Consider the following 14,870-nt stretch of genomic DNA (forward strand, 5'->3'; position numbering starts at 1 on the left):
AAAATATTTAAATTTTCAACAGTTGATGTGTAGGTAATTTTATCATTACTAAAACTTGCAATTTTATCCATGATAGACAATGCATCACGCATACAACCTTCGCTTTTTTGGGCAATTAAATGCAAGGCATCTTTTTCAGATTCGATATTTTCTTTTACACAAATTTCTTGCAAATGTTCAACCGTATCTTTTGTAGTAATTCGATTAAAATCAAATATTTGACAACGTGACAAAATAGTAGGAATGATTTTGTGCTTTTCCGTAGTGGCCAAAATAAAAATGGCATGTTTAGGCGGCTCTTCTAACGTTTTTAAAAAGGCATTGAACGCAGCCGTTGAAAGCATGTGTACCTCGTCGATGATATAAACTTTGTATTGTCCGGTTTGGGGGGGGATGCGAACCTGATCAATCAAATTACGAATGTCGTCCACAGAGTTATTGGATGCGGCATCCAATTCAAACACATTAAAGGTAAAGTCTTCATTGGGGTCATCATACCCTGGCTGATTGATTTTTCGCGCAAGGATACGTGCACACGTTGTTTTTCCTACCCCTCTAGGGCCTGTGAAAAGTAACGCTTGCGCCAAATGATTGGTTTCAATGGCATTCAATAAGGTATTGGTAATAGCCTGCTGCCCCACAACATCTTTAAACGTTTGTGGGCGGTATTTTCGAGCAGATACTACAAATTGTTCCATGAAACTAAATTGATTTACAAATATAGTTTTTTTACAAAATCAGTTCGCTTGCCGAATTCCTTTTTCATCAAAACTTATTCACAACGTTCCCTAAAAAAGAAGACTTTACTGCTAATTTTGAGGCTCTTTTTTTAAATACGGAAAAAAGCCTTTTCCAAACAATTAAAACTATCTTTGCCCCAGCAGACCGCCTTATCGCTGTTCCGATTCGTTGGAAGAGAGGAAAGTCCGGACACCACAGAGTAGCATAGCGGGTAACACCCGTCGCTCGTCTTTTTGGACGAGAAGGACCAGTGCAACAGAAAGGATGTACAGTTCGGCTGTAGTGAAATCAGGTAAACTCTATGCGGTGCAATGCCATGTATACCGGCAGTTAAGGGTTACTCGTCCGTTGCCGGGGGGTAGGCAGATGGATCGCGTTAGTAATAACGCGGCTAGATAAATGATAAGGGTTCCGTGTATTCGGAGTACAGAATCCGGCTTACAGGTCTGCTTTTTTTTATGCTTCTTTCTCCTCGATTTCAGGATATTCAAAGAAAGAAAAAACCGAAGCACCATAGTTTTTATCGTAGGCGAAATAGTCTAAATGTTTCATGGGAGTATGTTTCGAATGCTCTACCACCAAAACTCCTTGTTCGTCTAACAAATCTTGTGCAAAGATCAACTCCACCAATCGATGAAAATCTTTTTCCGCCATATCATACGGAGGATCGGCAAAAATAACATCATAACTTCCCCGATGACGCTCCAAAAAAGGAAAAACATCACTTTTAATCGGTGTGATATTTAGATCCAATTCCTGTGCCGTTTTCTTGATGTATTGAATACAACTGTAGTTTGCATCCACACAAGTCAGGTCTTCACATCCGCGGGATCCAAATTCATAACTGATGTTTCCCGTTCCTGCAAACAAATCCAACACCCTCAAGTTCGCAAAATGAAAATGGTTATTTAAAATATTAAACAAGGATTCTTTGCTCATATCTGTAGTGGGGCGAACGGGTAAGTTTTTGGGGGCTACCAATCGACGACCTTTGTATTTACCAGAAATAATTCTCATGCGTGTACAAGAATAAAGTGGTGACGGTTTTCCTGTTCACTTCGCCCGTTGTTGATTGAACGCAACGGCATGAGTTGCACATGACGAATGTAGGTAAAGGCCATTTGATAATATGCATCGTCTTCTTCAAAAGTGCCTAATAATTCCAATTGAAATTGCTCTGGATTAAGTTGCAACTGCTCGGCAGTAAATAAAATATAATAAATAAAATCCTCAGGTGTTTGATAGTCGAACGCATTGAAAAAAACTAACTTCCGTTGCGCTATGACCACAATCTCAAAGTGTGAAGAGTTACGATGAACATACATTATAGGTTCGACCGAATGCTTGCTGTACTCCAATAATTTCTGAACCAAGATGGAATGTGCATGGCAGTAATCAAAGGAACCGTATTGATCAATGAAAAAATTATTCATGTTTACATACGGGATATACACATTGGTCATTTCATGGGATGCCAAGGTATCATAGGCAAAAAAGTCGGTTTCAAAAACTCGGGTATTGAACTGCAAATAACTTCCTTTGAACTCGGCATCAAAAAAAGGAGTAGGCACAAAGGTATTGAGTGCATTGGTATGAATAATTTGTATAGCATCATATCGAAGGCGCAATTCGGGGTGATCATGGAAAACAACCGTAAACCAATCTTCAATCGGTGTATTTCGTTGATAGGGATGGTAAGGTAGGGGTTGTAAAACCTCAATATGTTCGGTGATCGTATTGATTACCGCAAACGACAAGCCGTTCAGAGAAACCTGAATGGCTAAGCGTTTATATGTTTTATCAAGTATACTATCCATGAACTAATCGGGTGGAGACAAACTTACAAAATATTGTTAATATAAGGCGGGCTTCCGAGGGTTCAAATTTGAAGACAGACTCCTATCTTTGTTGTCTTATGCATAAATTTTACCAACGATTACAACTTGCTTTTCCCTTTCAACCCACGTTGAAGCAGGATGTTTTTTTTCAAAAAATAGCAAAGTTTGTGGCCGAACCCAACGACGATTCAATTTTTGTTTTAAAAGGGTATGCAGGAACGGGAAAAACAACGGTGATTGCAGCTTTGGTACAAAGTTTACCCGATATTCAATACAAATCGGTTTTGTTGGCTCCAACGGGTCGTGCCGCCAAAGTGATTTCTAATTATGCACAAAAGCCCGCTTTTACTATTCATAAAAAGATATATTTTCCCAAGAAAAAAGCGGGTAGTATCACTTTTACCATGCAACAAAATAAGCATAAGAACACGCTTTTTATTGTCGATGAGGCTTCCATGATTTCCGATTATGAGGGTGGTTCTGGAATGTATCAACAGGGTTCATTATTGGATGATTTGATCTTTTATGTCTACAACAATCAAAATTGCAAACTCATTCTTTTGGGCGATACGGCTCAGTTACCACCCGTTCATCGCACTGATTCCCCCGCTTTGAATGTGGATTCATTGTCCTTAAATTATCAAAAAAAAATCGACACCATTGAGTTGGACGAAGTCATGCGTCAAGAGGAAAAGTCAGGGATATTATGGAATGCAACCCAGTTACGCGAATTATTACACGATGCTTTTTTTGACGGATTTCAGTTTCAGTTGCGGGGATTCAAAGATATTATTCGCTTGGTTGATGGCTATGATATTCAAGATGCCATCAATAACGCCTACAGTCAATATTCTATTGAGGATACAGCTTTTATCGTTCGTTCCAATAAACGCGCCAATCAATACAATCAGCAAATTCGCGCCCGCATCTTATTTAAAGAGAGTGAACTCTCGGTGGGGGATTATTTGATGGTCGTGAAAAATAATTATTTCTGGTTGAAAGAAACCGATGTGGCTGGATTTATTGCCAATGGCGATACCATTGAAGTTCTTGAAATTTATGGTTTCAAAGCACTCTATGGTTTTCAATTTGCGCGCGTAAAAATTAGAATGGTGGATTATCCTGACCAACCCCCTTTTGAAACAATACTCATATTAGATACGTTAACTAGCGAAGCTCCCTCATTGACCCAAGAGCAATCGCAACGTTTGTATGAAGAAGTTTTACTGGATTACGCCGACGAACCCTCCAAGTATAAACGTTTAGAACATTTACGGCAAAATGAATATTTCAATGGGCTACAAGTAAAATTTGCGTATGCCATTACAGGCCATAAATCGCAAGGGGGGCAATGGAATACTGTTTTTGTGGAACAGCCTTATCTTCCCGACGGACTTCAAATGGAGGATGTTCGATGGTTGTATACCGCTTTAACACGTGCCAAGGAACGATTGTATCTCATTGGATTTCAAGATCAGTTTTTTGAAATGTAGTCCAAATTAATTCGCCAGTTTCATCGTTTTTTGAAGGTCAAACTTTTTGGTCAGTATGATGATTATCATGTTTTTGTACAAAAAGGGTCGGTAACTTTACAGTACAAAAAAAACAGGAATTATGAAAAAAATTGTCTTCCCTACCGACTTTTCTAAAGTGGCCAAGAATGCATTTAGTTATGCACTAGAATTGGCAAAACAATATCATGCAGAGATTATTCTTTTGCATACCTATGAATTACCCATTGTCGACCATCAATTTGCACCTCAAAATTATAAGGCCTTATTTGATTCTTTGGAGTTGATCAATTTTGATCAATTCAAGGAAGAAGTAGAAAAATTGAAGGAAATTGTGGTAAAACATAAAGCCGAGAAGGTGCGTTTGAGTCATGCCTTGCGCGACGGTGATTTGGTTTTTAACCTAAAAGAATTGATTCGAGAGGAGCAAGCTGATTTTGTTGTCATGGGGACATCGGGTGCTTCCGGATGGAGTGAATATTTTTTGGGAACCAATACCACAGAAGCTATTTCCAATTTGAAAGTTCCCGTATTGAGTGTGCCCAAGGAAGCCACTTTTTCAGGAATTGAGACGATTGCATTCACTACTCGATTTCGGGAAAAAGATAAAAAAGCGTTGCAAGAAGTTATTCATTTGGCCAAAGGATTGCAAGCCAAAGTAAAATGTTTGTATGTGGAAACGCGTGATACCGACAATACCCCCGCAACTTATGAGGATTGGAAAAGCCATTTTAAGTTGGAACCCGTTCAATTTTACATAATCCCGAATGATGATGTAGAAGCTACGATTGCTGATTTTATAAGTGGTAACACCGTCGATGTATTGGCGATGATGACCTATAAAAAAGGATTTTTTGCCCATTTGTTTGCACAATCCTTCACCGAGAAAATGGCCAATCATTTGAGTATTCCAGTTTTGTCCCTACACGAATAAAAAAAGCCACTCGTAAAAGCGGCTTCTTTCTTTATAAAAGATTGGGTTAGTGTTTCATTTAGTTGTTCAACATCACAGGCATCACCAACATAGTAACGGTTTCGCCTTCATCCAAACCGTCGACAGGTGTCAGAATTCCAGCGCGGTTAGGCATGGACATTTCCAATTGAATTTCATCCGATTGTAAGTTGGAAAGCATTTCTAATAAAAAACGAGAGTTGAACCCGATTTGCATATCATCACCTTGATAATCACAGGTCAATCGCTCTTCGGCTTTATTGCTGTAATCGATATCTTCGGCGGAAATATTCAATTCGGCACCGGCAATTTTCAATCGAATTTGGTGGGTCGTTTTGTTGGAAAAAATGGCCACACGACGCACCGAGTTAAAAAACTGTGTACGGTCAATAATCAACTTATTGGGGTTTTCCTTTGGAATAACCGCCTCATAGTTGGGATACTTACCGTCAATCAAACGACAGGTTAAAATGTAATTTTCAAAAGAGAACGTTGCGTTAGAATCATTGTATTCAATTTTCACTTCAGCATCCGAGGTTCCTAAAATATTTTTTAAAATATTCAATGGTTTTTTGGGCATAATAAAATCAGCCACTTGCGAAGCACTAACATCGGTTCGAGCATACTTTACCAATTTGTGCGCATCGGTTGCCACAAAAATTAACCCTTCTGGAGCAAATTGAAAAAATACCCCTGACATCACCGGGCGTAAGTCGTCATTTCCAGCGGCAAAGATCGTTTTACTAATGGCTGTTGCCAAAACTTCAGCGGGCACTAATGTCGAAGAAGGATCTTCCAATTGTACTGATTTTGGAAATTCCTCTCCTGGGGCGTACGCTAAGGCATATTTACCCGAATTCGAACTAATTTCAATGGTGTTATTTTCCTCCACTGTAAAGGTTAGCGGTTGCTCGGGAAACGTTTTTAAGATATCCAATAACAACTTGGCAGGAACCGCCACACTTCCTGTATTGGTGGACTCAATTTCAAGCGTTGCCGACATCGTAGTTTCTAAATCAGAGGCCGAAACGGTGAGCGCATTTTGGTTCAATTCAAATAGGAAATTATCTAAAATCGGCAAGGTGTTGCTGCTGTTGATAACACTTCCTAAAACCTGAAGCTGCTTTAATAAATACGAACTCGATACAATGAATTTCATTTTTTTATTTTTTACAAATATATCCTAAAGCGGATGATTAAAAAAAGTTTTTTTATTAACACTAACAGGCATAACGACGCTTGCGAAGTACGGTAAAAAATAGTCCGAAAACACCTAAAATCAATAAAGGCGAACCTACAGTGATTATTTGCGTAAAGGTGTAATTCTCTTTTACTTTTTCAGTATCCAGTAGGGCTAACTTCACCTCTTTATTGCGAATGTTGATAAGTCCAGAGTCATCTAACAGGTAATTAACGCAATTCAATAAAAACTCTTTATTAGCATACATTTTACCTGTCCATTTGTCATATCCTAATTCGAGCGGTTGGTAGTTTTTATCGTATTGGTTTCGAATGACATCCCCATCCCCAATGACAATCATTTTTCCTGGTTTTCCGATGGCTTTGAAGTTTGGGTCTTTGAAAGCTGGAATACGGTTTTCATAGACCGAATGCATTTGTCCCTCCAACAACACCGCCAAAGGAATCAACCCGCCCCCCTTCGGAAAGGAAGCCGGTTCAGGACGTTCGGCTACCATGTTTAACGCTACAGGTATTGGTGTTCCTACAGCTTTGGAATAGGGAGAGGAGTGAAGCAGTACCGTTTTTTGGATGGAATTCTGAAGGAGTTCTATGGGATTACAAAAATCAAATTTAATTACATCCAAGTTGGTTACTATCGGATTTTTGGCATCGGCATACACTGCGGGAGCATAAAGCCAAGGATACTGATTGTATTGTGCCGCATTGCCTTGTTGCCCAGTAGCCAGGGTGATAGGACATGCCATGACATCTTTAACCAAGTCACGTTTGATACGTATACCGTATTTAAACAACAAATCATCCAGATTTAAGTCCCTCGGAAAAGCCAATCCTTCGCCCGTGGTCATCAAACTGTCCATTTCAATATTCACTTGATCCAACAACCATAAGGATTTTCCCCCATTGACCATAAATTGATCGAGCACCTGTTTTTCGGCATCGGAAAAGGCTTCCGTGGGCTTGGCAATAAGGGCTAAATCATATTTTTGTAAATCGACATTGGTTTTTACAGGATTGGTTGCCACAGAATCCAAAGTGAAAGGGCCAATAAAATAATTTTCTTTGACTGTTCGGAGAAAATCACCAATCAACAACTCATGCAATTCGCCATTCCCTTTGATAACTGCAATTTTTTTCTGTCTTTTCTCCAACACCGTATTGAACCCGTTGGCAAATGCATATTCTAAATGTTGTACCGAACTCTCTACTTTTTGAGCTGTCGAGGCGCCCATCATGTTTTTAAGGAGAGGGACTTTGGTTATACGATCGCCGTAACGAACCTCGGCCCAAGGAAATACCATATCTTCGGTTTGTTTCCCTTTGTGATTTACCGTAATATTTATGGGAGTTAAACCGCGTTCATATAATTTTTGAAGGGTGGCTTCAGACGTGTTTTCATCTTCCAAAGGGTTGATAAATTGAAAGATGATATTGCTGTTTTTGGCTTTGAACTCTTCTAGTAATTGTTGGGTCTCACTTTGCAGTTTTTTGAATTCACCGGGAAAATTTCCTTCTAGATAAACATCGATGTAAAGCGGTTCTTTCGCTTTATACACAATGGTCATCGAAGTATCTGATAGGGTATACCGACGGTCAGCGGTGAGGTCAAACCGTTTGAAGACCAAATTCCCCAAAACATTGATAACGATTAAGAGTCCTAGCGTGATGGCGATTTGTTTTGCCTGTTTTTGCTTCATTATGATTTAAGGCCTTTTAATTGGTAAACGGTTAACGATAAGAAAAAGAAAGCAACGGAAGTAAAATAGAGAATATCACGGGTATCCAAAACCCCTTTGCCCATACTTTTAAAATGGTACTCCATACCCACTCTTGAAATGTAGTCTCCAGCCGAACCAAAAAACACTGCTACACCTTCAAATCCATAATAAAAAAGGAAGCATAGAAAAACAGAAAGTAGAAAAGCTACGATTTGATTTTCAGATAAGGTAGAGGTGAAAATTCCAATGGATGCATAGCCTGAAATTAAAAACAACAATCCAAAATAAGCCCCTAGGGTACTCCCAAAATCAAAAGGATTGTCTTTCATGCCCAAATCATTCAACACAAAGACGTAGAGTAGTGTAGGTACGATTGCAAGGGTGATGAGTACAACAGCCCCCAAAAATTTACCGCCCACAATTTGCCAAAGACTCAAGGGTTTGGTAAGTAATAATTCTAGGGTACCTTGCTTTTTTTCATCCGAGAAACTACGCATGGTCACCGCGGGAATCAAAAACAACAAGATCCAAGGCGCCAAAGTGAAAAAGGGAGTCATATCGGCAAAACCACTTTTGAGAATGTTGAATTCCCCTTCAAAAATCCAAAGAAATAAACCGTTCAAAAGTAAAAAAATGGCGATAACCAAGTAGCCTACCGGAGCACCGAAAAAGGATTTTATTTCTCTAAATAGTATTGATTTCATAATGTATACTTCACCTTTATAGGTAAACGCAGTCTTTTTAATTTATTGCAAACTTACTAATTTATTCACACTCCAAGCCTGAGGTTTGTCATTGAATAGTTTTTTGGTAAACGTCCAAATCTCATCAAACAAAGCGGATTGCCGGTACTGATTTAAGGCCACTTCATCATCCCAATAACTGTAGGTGAAAAAAATTCCAGGATTTTGAGCATCTTGGTACAATTCCAACAAACGATTGCCGGGGCTGTTTCGGATGTGGGATTTTATTTGTTCAAATTGGGCCAAAAAAGTGGGAATATGCTCCTCATGAAAGGAGAGCTTTACAATACGAATCAACATAGAAGTTATGATTTAAATTCAATCCAAATGGCATCTCGATAACGAAGTCCCAACAGACTAGCGGCATTTCCGGTGTGTAAGGTGCTTTTGTAGATGCCAATTTCTAAGTATCCCGCTTCATTAAAAATAGCCATTGTTTTTCCTGCATGGTCGATTTTAGTATCCAATACCTCAATAGCGTTATAATTTGGGAATATCGTTTTTAGTTTTTCTCGTTTGACCGTTATTTCATAAGACCTTCCCCGAGCGGATTCCATAAATAAGAATTGCTCAATATTAGTCACTGCATTGCCAAAATGATCGATATACATCACATAACCTTTCAGATGGCGCTGTTCTTGATCGATAACGGGTTGCAGTTCGGTCACTTCATTAAGCGATGTAATGGTTTTTCCGATCACACTGAGTGCCCCTCCTTTGGCTAAATGTACCGCAACAGTGGCAAAAACCTCCATGTCAGTCGCTTGCTCATGCAAACGATTGTGTATCGTAATTGCGACGAGTGTTTCGGGGACTTTTTTACGGAAAATCATACCCAAAACGCCATTGTCAGCGGCAATAAAATAATGGCCTTCCCACAAGGCAGCAATATGACCTTTGGAAGGTGTTCTTCCTGCATCAACCCCAATAATATGAACGGTTCCTTTGGGAAAATGACGGTAGCCCGCCCCTACAAGATAACTGGCTTGTGCCAAGTCAAAAGCATCTACTTCATGTGATAAGTCCACAATACGCACCTCAGGATATTGTGTATACAATTGCCCTTTTAATGCGCCCACAAAATAATCTTTGTGTCCAAAATCGGTGGTAAGGGTAATTATTGACATAAAATTGTTTATAACTAAATTGGGAACAAACCGCAGTCTTTCATAAATTTGAGATGCATGCAAAGCTAAGTAATTCTCAGGAATTTTTAACCCTAAAACCACGGCATTTGAACGAACGTATCATCGAACTGCACGACATCGCTCCCAAGGAATTTTGGGGCGCACAAGACGCTCATTTAGAGACTATCAAAAAATATTATCCCAAGCTGAAAATAGTAGCACGGGGAACCACTTTAAAAGCTTTTGGTGAAAAAGAAGAGTTGGACGAATTTGAAACCCGTTTTAACCGATTGATGTTACATTTTACCCGCTACAATAATATTGATACTAATGTTATTGATCGGGTCATTCAAAGTAATTCTTTTGAGGAACAACGCATGCCCGACCATGATAAAATATTAGTCCATGGCTTGGGTGGAAAGTTAATTAAAGCCATTACCCCCAATCAACAAAAATTGGTGGAATCTGTTTTGAAAAATGATATGGTTTTTGCAGTAGGTCCCGCGGGAACGGGGAAAACGTATACGGGCGTAGCTTTGGCGGTAAAAGCCTTAAAGGAAAAGCAAGTAAAGCGCATCATTCTCACGCGACCCGCCGTAGAAGCTGGAGAGAATCTTGGATTTTTACCAGGTGACATGAAAGAGAAACTCGATCCCTACATGCAACCGCTTTATGATGCCTTACGCGATATGATTCCCCCGCAAACTTTGGAGGATTATCTTCTCAAAGGGATTATTCAAATTGCACCTCTGGCCTTTATGCGCGGGCGTACGCTTGATAATGCCTTTGTAATTTTGGATGAAGCACAAAATACAACACATTCGCAGATGAAGATGTTTCTGACGCGTATGGGAAAAAATGCGAAGTTTATCATTACCGGAGACCCAGGACAAGTCGATTTACCGCGTCGAACCATTTCGGGATTGAAGGAAGCGCTTTTAATTTTGAAAGATGTTGATGGTGTTGGAATTTTGTATTTGGATGATAAAGATATCGTCCGTCACCGTTTGGTGAAAAAAATCATCGATGCCTATAAGCGTATTGAAAACCAAGATTAATGAAAGATTTTTTAAATAGCATAAAGGCTACCTTTTGATGAAAGAGGAAGCCTTTATCATTTTTTAAGATTATTACTAGGCACATTTTTATTGAGAATAAAATAGTTTAATATGCATTCTTTTAGTATTTTTTTTGAAAACATTTCAATAAAAATTTGCGCTGTGATTGATTTTTTTTACCCAATAAATTACTTTTGCACCTCACAACAACACAACACGAATGCAAACACTTACGACTACCCAGTTCCAGTTCCCGGGACAACAATCTGTATATCGCGGAAAAGTTCGCGAGGTGTACAATATTAATGATGCGATATTGGTAATGATTGCCACCGATCGGCTCTCGGCATTTGATGTTGTTTTACCCAAAGGAATTCCCTTCAAAGGTCAGATTTTAAATCAAATCGCAACCCGTTTTATGGAGTTGACTTCCGATATTGTGCCCAATTGGTTACTGGCGACACCTGATCCCAATGTAGCAGTAGGACATCTTTGCACGCCTTTTAAAGTAGAAATGGTGATACGTGGGTATCTTTCAGGACATGCTGCTCGAGAATATGCGGCTGGAAAACGTAAGCTATGTGGCGTAGATTTACCAGAAGGCATGAAAGAAAATGACCGCTTTCCTGAACCCATAATTACACCAACTACCAAAGCCGATTTTGGGGTGCATGATGAGGATATTTCCAGAGAGGCCATTTTAGCCACTGCTATTGTCTCGGAAGAAGATTATTTGATTCTCGAAAAATACACACGTGCTTTATTTCAACGTGGAACAGAGATTGCGGCTTCCCGTGGTTTGATTTTGGTCGATACCAAATATGAGTTCGGAAAAACGAAATCGGGTGAAATAGTTCTTATCGATGAAATACACACCCCAGATTCCTCCCGTTATTTTTATGCCGATGGGTATGAAGAACGACAAGCAAGGGGAGAAGCTCAAAAACAATTATCCAAAGAATTTGTGCGTCAATGGTTAATTGCCCATAATTTTCAAGGGAAAGAGGGACAAACCATCCCTGAAATGTCTGAAGATTATGTTAATTCAGTTTCTGAGCGTTATATCGAATTGTATGAGACGATTATGGGTGAAAAGTTTGTGAAAGCCGATGTAGAAAGCCTTGAGGAGCGAATTTCAAATAATGTGAATGCCTATTTACAGCAACGCTAATGTTAATGGAATATTAAAAATGCAAGGTCGCTTCAAAAAAGCGGCCTTTTTTTGTAACAACAGTTTCGAAGTGTCGTCTAGTAGTATATAATCGAGTAGTTAATTTCGTCAGCATCGATAAGGCTACTAGGTTATGCAAGGTATTTTGATCATCATCAATCACAACAAATAAGTAATATCATGAAAACAACAAAAATGTATTTAGGACTTGCCGTTTTACTTGTTAGCAATTTTGCTTTAGCACACGGCGATTTAGAACAATTTCAAATGGAAGCTGAAGATTCAAATGTAACAGCTTTTGTGGCAAAAGAAAAAATTTGTAAACCTGAAATTGCATCAGAAACCGATGAACAAACGCTTCAATATGTGTTGGCTCCACTAGCGGGACATTATCAAAAATCGACTGAGGAGGAAATCGAAAACGGTTATAAAATTACCGATGCCGATCCTCAATCGTATCAATGGCTTACTATTGAGCCTACTTTAGAGGATATGGTTCGATTTAATGAAGCTGTTATCGAAAGCAATCAATGGCAACAACAAGAGGACTGTTCCTTACCGATAGTACGACCCTTGGTTCCCGTTTCTCAACCGGCTGGGGTAGTGGGGAAAGAGATTTTATAATCCCTGGTCATTAAAGAAAAGAAGGGCTGTCTATTTTTGACAGCCCTTTTTATTATTTAAAATAGGAAAAATCGTGTTGATCTTCAATGCGCAAAAGTGTTTCATAGATAAGCTGAATTACATGTTCCACATCATGCCGATGTATCATTTCAACTGTAGTGTGCATGTATCGCAACGGAAGTGAAATTAATGCTGAAGCGACACCACCATTACTGTAGGCAAAAGCATCGGTGTCGGTGCCAGTTACACGCGAAGTGGCATGACGTTGAAAAGGAATCTTACATGTCGTAGCGGTATCAGTTATCAAATCTCTCAATCGATTTTGAACAGCAGGAGCGTACGCCACCACAGGACCTTTACCGATTTGTAAATCGCCTTCGATTTTTTTCTCAATCATCGGAGTAGAGGTGTCATGACAAACATCAGTTACGATGGCAACATTAGGTTTTAAGGTTTGTGTAATCATTTCGGCACCTCGTAATCCAATCTCCTCTTGCACCGAATTGACAATATAAAGTCCAAAGGGAAGTTTTTTCTTGTTTTCTTTCAAAAGTCGAGCGACCTCGGCAATCATAAATCCTCCCATACGATTGTCTAAGGCACGGCATACAAACTTATCGCCATTTAAAATCATGAACTCATCGGGGTAGGTGATAACACAGCCCACATGGATTCCTAAATTTTCTACCTCTTCTTTGGTGGCACATCCTACGTCGATAAAAATATTGTGCAAAGAGGCAGATTCTTCTTTGCCCCGATTTCGGGTGTGAATGGCAGGCCATCCAAAAACCCCTTTAACAATTCCTTTTTTGGTGTGAATGTTAACGCGTTTGGAAGGGGCAATTTGATGATCTGAACCACCATTGCGGATAACGTAAATTAAACCATTATCAGTAATATAATTTACGTACCATGAAATTTCATCTGAGTGTCCTTCAATAACTACGCGATAGCTTGCTTCAGGGTTAATTACACCTACAGCCGTCCCATAGGTATCTGTGATAAAGGTATCCACATAGGGTTTTAAATACTCCATCCATAAACGTTGTCCCTCCGATTCATGTCCTGTCGGTGAAGCATTGTTTAAATAGTTTTCCAAAAACTTAAGTGAAGCTTTGTTGAGTAACGTTTTTTTGCTCATAGAAATGTTTTTTGGGCTAAAATAAAGATTTGGCACTACAGTTGTATGTGGTTTTGCATAATTTTGTATTCGAATTTATGAGAGTTGTAGTTTTAATTTTGTTGTTCTTTTTTTCTTGTCATCTCTATGCACAAGAAGATAAACCTATTGTTTCATCGACAACTACGCAAGCGTTAGAAATTGATACGGTGGCTATTGACACGATTTTACTGGATGAAGTACTGATTTCTAAAAATGCGATGAATGAGGAAGACAAAAAAGCATTTTTATTACTTCAAAATAGGGTGTACAAAGTTTATCCTTTTGCCAAATTAACGGCCGAAAAGTTGATGGCTATACGTAAGACAGCGGGAAGTTTGAAAACAGCTCGTGAGAAAAGACGTTATATGAAGATTGTCGAAGCCTATTTGGAAGAAGAGTTTAAACCGCGTTTAAAAAAATTGTCCCGAAAACAGGGGCAGATACTCATCAAATTGATTCACCGACAAACGGGTATTTCCACTTTTGACTTGATTAAAGAATACAAAAGTGGTTGGAAAGCCTTTTGGTCCAATACTACCGCCCATTTATTTGACTTAAATCTTAAAACAACTTACCGCCCTTTAGAAGATAATGAGGATTATTGGATAGAAACAATATTATACAGAGCTTTTGTTGAAGGTAGGCTGGTAGAACAGAAAGCAGCAAATCCAGTTGATTTTGACGAGTTAAATGCCCATTGGTCAAAATTGGAGCAAAATTTAAAGTCAAAAAAGTAGTCTCCAAATTTGTAAATCTCATAATTTTAATGCCCTACAGATTTCAATTGTAATTTTTCACAATTGTTAATAACTCACCTCTATTTTTTTTGGATATAGGGTGTATAGGTTTCTATATTTGCACTCCCAAAACGGAAGTTGTGGGATTTTGGGATTGAAAAAGATTTCGAAAAAAGTTTCAAAAGTATTTGTCAGATTAAAAAAGAGTTTTACTTTTGCACCCGCTAACCGCGAGAGGTTGGTAAGAATAGAGAAGACAAGTTCATAGACATATTGGATTGACAGCAA

Annotated in this window: 15 protein-coding genes and 1 other RNA gene; 7 read left to right on the forward strand and 9 right to left on the reverse strand. The window is 38.9% G+C overall.

The annotated features are described in order from the left end of the window. On the reverse strand, positions 1–698 hold a 698-nt coding region (dnaX, locus tag Q0037_RS09590), incomplete at its 3' end, for a DNA polymerase III subunit gamma/tau (RefSeq protein WP_297517571.1). Positions 699–877: 179 nt separating this feature from the next. On the opposite strand from dnaX, the gene rnpB reads away from it, so the two are divergent. Beyond that, positions 878–1,198: RNase P RNA component class A (rnpB, locus tag Q0037_RS09595), an RNA gene on the forward strand. Here the strand turns inward: rnpB and rsmD are convergent. Both rsmD and Q0037_RS09605 read right to left on the reverse strand, forming a co-directional pair. Continuing rightward, the gene (gene rsmD / locus Q0037_RS09600) at positions 1,198–1,758 is read right to left on the reverse strand and encodes a 16S rRNA (guanine(966)-N(2))-methyltransferase RsmD (RefSeq protein WP_297517574.1); all 561 of its coding nucleotides are present in this window, start codon (positions 1,756–1,758) and stop codon (positions 1,198–1,200) included. The two genes, rnpB and rsmD, sit on opposite strands and share 1 nt — an antisense overlap. Further along, positions 1,755–2,558, reverse strand: a complete 804-nt coding sequence (locus Q0037_RS09605) for a DUF3822 family protein (RefSeq protein WP_297517576.1) — start codon at positions 2,556–2,558, stop codon at positions 1,755–1,757. The genes rsmD and Q0037_RS09605 overlap by 4 nt, the downstream gene beginning before the upstream one ends. 98 nt (positions 2,559–2,656) lie before the next feature. Between Q0037_RS09605 and Q0037_RS09610 the strand changes: the two genes are divergently transcribed. Beyond that, a complete protein-coding gene (locus Q0037_RS09610; RefSeq protein ID WP_297517578.1) occupies positions 2,657–4,072 on the forward strand; it encodes an ATP-dependent RecD-like DNA helicase in 1,416 nt (471 codons plus the stop codon). Between the two features lie 121 nt (positions 4,073–4,193). Then, positions 4,194–5,024 (forward strand): universal stress protein, encoded by an 831-nt coding sequence (locus Q0037_RS09615; protein ID WP_297517580.1) that lies wholly within the window; start codon positions 4,194–4,196, stop codon positions 5,022–5,024. Between the two features lie 58 nt (positions 5,025–5,082). Here the strand turns inward: Q0037_RS09615 and dnaN are convergent, their stop codons facing one another. The 5 genes from dnaN to Q0037_RS09640 form a co-directional block, all read right to left on the reverse strand. After that, positions 5,083–6,201: a DNA polymerase III subunit beta gene (dnaN, locus tag Q0037_RS09620; RefSeq protein WP_287782735.1), complete on the reverse strand. Its 1,119-nt coding sequence runs from the start codon at positions 6,199–6,201 to the stop codon at positions 5,083–5,085. 61 nt (positions 6,202–6,262) lie between these two features. Further along, positions 6,263–7,939: a gliding motility-associated ABC transporter substrate-binding protein GldG gene (gene gldG, locus Q0037_RS09625; RefSeq protein WP_297517584.1), complete on the reverse strand. Its 1,677-nt coding sequence runs from the start codon at positions 7,937–7,939 to the stop codon at positions 6,263–6,265. Further along, positions 7,939–8,664 (reverse strand): gliding motility-associated ABC transporter permease subunit GldF, encoded by a 726-nt coding sequence (gene gldF, locus Q0037_RS09630; protein WP_297517586.1) that lies wholly within the window; start codon positions 8,662–8,664, stop codon positions 7,939–7,941. Before gldF ends, gldG begins: the two co-directional genes overlap by 1 nt. A gap of 42 nt (positions 8,665–8,706) precedes the next feature. Beyond that, entirely contained in the window at positions 8,707–9,003 is a 297-nt protein-coding gene (locus Q0037_RS09635; RefSeq protein ID WP_297517588.1) for a putative quinol monooxygenase, read from the reverse strand. A gap of 5 nt (positions 9,004–9,008) precedes the next feature. After that, positions 9,009–9,830, reverse strand: coding sequence for an SAM-dependent chlorinase/fluorinase (locus Q0037_RS09640; protein WP_297517590.1), 822 nt, complete (start codon positions 9,828–9,830; stop codon positions 9,009–9,011). Positions 9,831–9,937: 107 nt separating this feature from the next. Between Q0037_RS09640 and Q0037_RS09645 the strand changes: the two genes are divergently transcribed. The 3 genes from Q0037_RS09645 to Q0037_RS09655 all read left to right on the forward strand — a co-directional run bounded on the left by Q0037_RS09645 (position 9,938) and on the right by Q0037_RS09655 (position 12,683). After that, on the forward strand, positions 9,938–10,888 hold the full coding sequence (locus Q0037_RS09645) for a PhoH family protein (RefSeq protein ID WP_297517592.1): 951 nt from the start codon (positions 9,938–9,940) through the stop codon (positions 10,886–10,888). A gap of 220 nt (positions 10,889–11,108) precedes the next feature. Then, entirely contained in the window at positions 11,109–12,059 is a 951-nt protein-coding gene (locus Q0037_RS09650) for a phosphoribosylaminoimidazolesuccinocarboxamide synthase (protein WP_297517595.1), read from the forward strand. 180 nt (positions 12,060–12,239) lie between these two features. Continuing rightward, positions 12,240–12,683 (forward strand): hypothetical protein, encoded by a 444-nt coding sequence (locus Q0037_RS09655; protein WP_297517597.1) that lies wholly within the window; start codon positions 12,240–12,242, stop codon positions 12,681–12,683. A gap of 52 nt (positions 12,684–12,735) precedes the next feature. On the opposite strand, the gene Q0037_RS09660 is transcribed toward Q0037_RS09655, so the two are convergent. Further along, complete coding sequence (locus Q0037_RS09660; protein ID WP_297517599.1) at positions 12,736–13,824, reverse strand: M42 family metallopeptidase; 1,089 nt, start codon at positions 13,822–13,824, stop codon at positions 12,736–12,738. 77 nt (positions 13,825–13,901) lie between these two features. Between Q0037_RS09660 and Q0037_RS09665 the strand changes: the two genes are divergently transcribed. Beyond that, complete coding sequence (locus tag Q0037_RS09665) at positions 13,902–14,582, forward strand: DUF4294 domain-containing protein (RefSeq protein ID WP_297517601.1); 681 nt, start codon at positions 13,902–13,904, stop codon at positions 14,580–14,582. The last annotated feature ends 288 nt before the right edge of the window (positions 14,583–14,870 follow it).

Source organism: Flavobacterium sp. (assembly GCF_027482425.1).
Lineage (GTDB): Bacteria > Bacteroidota > Bacteroidia > Flavobacteriales > Flavobacteriaceae > Flavobacterium.